Here is a 3,880-nt window from a genome sequence, read left to right on the forward strand (position 1 = left end):
GTTTCACCTGGCGGGGTTCGGCTGCACCACCTGCATCGGCAACAGCGGCCCGCTGCATCCGGAGGTAGAAAAAATCATCACGGAAAATGATCTGACCGTGGCGGGGGTGCTCTCGGGCAACCGCAATTTTGAAGCCAGAATTCATCAGTGCATCAAGGCAAACTTCCTGGCATCGCCCATACTGGTGGTTATTCTAGCGCTTGCCGGCAGGATCGATGTGGATCTGACCCTTGAACCGGTCGCCCAAAACCCCAACGGTGACCCGGTCTATCTCGAAGACCTCTGGCCATCCTACGAAGAAATCGACGAACTGGTGCACCGGCATGTAAAAAACGAATTTTATGCAGCCGAATACGGCAGAATTTTTGATGGAGACGATTTCTGGAAACAGCTCCCGGTCATGGAGAGCCTGACCTATCCGTGGAATGACACCTCCACCTACATCAAGAATCCCCCCTATTTTAAAGATTTTAAACAGTGTCTCGACATCGTGAAAAACCTGGAAAACGCCAGACCGCTGCTGTTGCTCGAAGACTCGGTTACCACCGACCACATTTCTCCTGCCGGTGCAATTCCCGAAAAATACCCGGCCGGACAATACCTGCTTGAAAAAGGGGTTCCGGCCTCGGACTTTAATTCCTACGGATCCAGACGGGGCAATCACGAAGTCATGCTGCGGGGCACCTTCGCCAACATCCGCATCAAGAATCAGCTGGTCAAGCCCAGGGAAGGCAGCTACACGCTGAAATTCCCCGAAGAAAAGGAGATGTTCGTCTTTGAAGCCGCAGCGGCCTATCGGGAGGAAGGCATTCCCCTGATCGTTCTCGGAGGCAAGGAATACGGCACCGGATCTTCAAGGGACTGGGCTGCCAAAGGATCCAATCTTCTGGGAATCAGAGCGGTAATCGCCGAGTCATTTGAACGCATCCACCGCAGCAACCTTGTGGGAATGGGGGTGCTGCCGCTTGTCTTCGATAAAAACGATTCCTGGAAATCGCTGGGTCTCGATGGATCGGAAACCTTTTCCATCTACGGCATAGCAGCGATGAGCCCGCAGAAAAAACTTCAGGTGAAAGCCGTCGGGAAGAAAGGGAGACAAATCCGATTTGAGGTGGGCGTACGGCTCGATACGGATGTGGATGTGGCCTATTTCGAACACGGCGGCATACTTCCTTATGTGTTGCGCAGGCTTTTAGCCCTATAGTGCCTCTTGACTTTCTTTTGCAAACTAAATAGGTTGCCGGATGACCGCATGGAAGATTGAGACGCACGGCTTATACGATGTCAAAGGAAGGTCACATGGCAAAACCAACATTAAAAGAACACCTCATCAACAGAGAGTGGTGCAAGGGATGCGGCATCTGCGTCGAATTCTGCCCCCAGTCGGTTCTCGAGCTCGATGACCAGGAAAAGGTCGTGGCCGCACGACCGGAAGACTGCATCTGCTGCAAACTCTGTGAAATCAGATGCCCCGATCTCGCCATTGAAATACTAACCGAGCAACCTTCAAATGGGGATGATGATGAGCGAACACATTAAATTTATCCAGGGGAATGAAGTTATCGTCGAAGGCGCGCTTTACGCAGGGCTCAATTTTTTTGCCGGCTACCCCATCACTCCCTCCACCGAAATCGCCGAACAATTATCCGCCCGCCTGCCGCAGCAGGGAGGCAAATTCATTCAAATGGAAGATGAAATCTCTTCCATGTGCGCCATCATCGGCGCCTCGTTGACCGGTAATAAAGTCATGACCGCCACCAGCGGCCCCGGGTTTTCTTTAATGCAGGAGGCGCTGGGGTACGCCATCATGGCGGAAATCCCTTGTGTCATTGTCGATGTTCAGCGGGGCGGGCCCTCCACCGGCAATCCAACCCACGTCAGTCAGGGCGATGTCATGCAGGCGCGCTGGGGAACCCACGGCGACCATGCCATCGTGGTATACACCGCCTCCAATCATCAGGATCTCTTTGCCTTGACGGTTGAAGCCTTTAACGTGGCGGAAACCTATCGCACACCGGTGATCCTGCTGATCGATGAGGTGGTGGGTCACATGCGGGAAAAGGTCGTCATCCCCGCAGAAGGCGATTTGCCGCTGGTGAACCGCCTGCGCACCACCGTCAAGGGGGGCGTCGATTATCACCCCTACCTGCCGCGGGAAGACGGCCGGCTGCCCATGTCCGATTTCGGCGGGGTGCATCGATACAACGTCACCGGGCTGTTTCACGACATGTGGGGCTTCCCGTCCACGAATCCGGAGGTCGTCAAGGGACTGCTGCGCCACCTGATCGACAAGATCTGCAACAACGTGAATCAGATCGAGCATCACCGGGAGTATTACCTGGAGGATGCCGAGTGCGTGCTGATATCCTACGGCTCTTCGGCAAGGTCCGCACTGCACGTTGTGGAAAGCCGCAGGCAGCGCGGGGAAATGCTGGGGCTTCTCGAGCTTCAGACCCTGTGGCCCTTTCCCTATGACATGGTCCGAGCCAAGTGCAAAAATGCCCAATTCGTCCTGGTTGCCGAAATGAACATGGGCCAGGTGCTCCGGTCCGTCAAAACAGCCGTAGACGATCCGGCAAAGGTTTATCTGGCCAACCGGGTCGACGGCGAATTTATCACGGGCAGGGATATTCGCAATATCCTGCGAATCATCATGGGGAAGGGGGTCTGATCCATGGCAGTAAAAGATTATATTCGGGAAAGATTCTTTCCCCACATGTGGTGCCCGGGCTGCGGCCACGGCATCGTCCTCAACAGCCTCATTCGGGCCATCGAGAAACTGGGCTTGAGCAAAAATGAAATCGCCATGGTATCGGGAATCGGATGTTCCTCGCGGATTACCGGATATCTCGATTTTCACACGCTGCACACCCTGCACGGCAGGGCGCTGGCCTTTGCCACGGGGCTGAAACTGGGGCTTCCGAAACTGAATGTCATCGTTCCCATGGGAGACGGAGACGCCCTCGCCATCGGCGGCAACCACTTCATCCATGCGGCGCGGCGCAATATCGCCTTGACCGCCATCGTCATGAACAACCGCATCTACGGCATGACCGGCGGCCAGTTTTCACCCTTGTCCGGCTGCGGCACCCTTGCAACGACGGCGCCCTACACCAATATCGATCAGGCCTTTGATGTCGTAGAACTTGCCAAGGCGGCGGGCGCCACCTTTGTCGCACGCACCACCACCTATCACGCACAGCAAATGACCGGTATCCTGTGTGATGCCATCGTCCACAAGGGGTTTTCCGTGGTGGAAGTATTGACGCAGTGCCCAACCTATTTCGGCCGCAAGAACAAAGAAGGCGGCGCTGTGGAAATGATGAAGCGGATGAAGGATATCACCACCCCTGTCGGTTCGAAAGCCGCGCAAAAAGACCCGAATTTGATTCAGCGGGGTGTTTTTATTCAAAAAGAACAGCCCGAATATTGCTCGGAATATGACAAACTGATTCGGCAAGCCAGGGGAGGGAATTAAACATGGAAACATGCAGACTGGTTTTCTCCGGATCCGGCGGGCAGGGCGTTATTACCGCGGCCATCATTCTGGCTGAAGCGGCCGTGCTTTATGACGGCGTAAACGCCGTTCAGTCCCAGACCTATGGACCTGAGGCCCGAGGAGGGGCAACGCGCAGCGATGTCATCATCTCCGATTCAGCCATCAACGCCCCCCGGGTTATTGAACCCAACGTTCTGGCCTGTTTAACCCAGATCGCCTACAACAAATTCTCCGGCATTATCCGTCCGGGCGGACTGCTGCTGACAGACCCTCACTTCGTCACGATTCAAAGAAAAGTGGACGCCCTGCAGCGGGAGGTTCCCATGTATGAGACCGTGATGTCTGAAATCGGAAACCCCATCGTATTTAACATCTGCATGC

At 54.9% G+C, this 3,880-nt stretch carries 5 protein-coding genes; all 5 read left to right on the plus strand.

Annotation, left to right across the window (positions count from 1 at the left end; translation table 11 throughout):
• Nucleotides 1-1,204, plus strand: a 1,204-nt coding sequence (locus R6V78_RS13770) for an aconitase family protein (RefSeq protein WP_410289944.1), incomplete at its 5' end; no start/stop codon positions are given.
• 95 nt (nt 1,205-1,299) lie between these two features.
• Entirely contained in the window at nt 1,300-1,539 is a 240-nt protein-coding gene (locus R6V78_RS13775) for a ferredoxin family protein (RefSeq protein ID WP_410289945.1), read from the plus strand.
• The gene (locus R6V78_RS13780) at nt 1,523-2,671 is read left to right on the plus strand and encodes a 2-oxoacid:acceptor oxidoreductase subunit alpha (RefSeq protein ID WP_410289946.1); all 1,149 of its coding nucleotides are present in this window, start codon (nt 1,523-1,525) and stop codon (nt 2,669-2,671) included. The genes R6V78_RS13775 and R6V78_RS13780 overlap by 17 nt, the downstream gene beginning before the upstream one ends.
• 3 nt (nt 2,672-2,674) lie before the next feature.
• Nucleotides 2,675-3,478 carry a 2-oxoacid:ferredoxin oxidoreductase subunit beta gene (locus tag R6V78_RS13785; RefSeq protein WP_410289947.1) on the plus strand — a complete coding sequence of 268 codons (804 nt, stop codon included), beginning with the start codon at nt 2,675-2,677 and terminating at the stop codon, nt 3,476-3,478.
• Nucleotides 3,479-3,480: 2 nt separating this feature from the next.
• A partial coding sequence (locus tag R6V78_RS13790; protein ID WP_410289948.1) for a 2-oxoacid:acceptor oxidoreductase family protein occupies nt 3,481-3,880 on the plus strand: 400 nt, incomplete at its 3' end.

This window comes from Desulfosarcina sp. (assembly GCF_046496365.1).
GTDB lineage: Bacteria > Desulfobacterota > Desulfobacteria > Desulfobacterales > Desulfosarcinaceae > Desulfosarcina.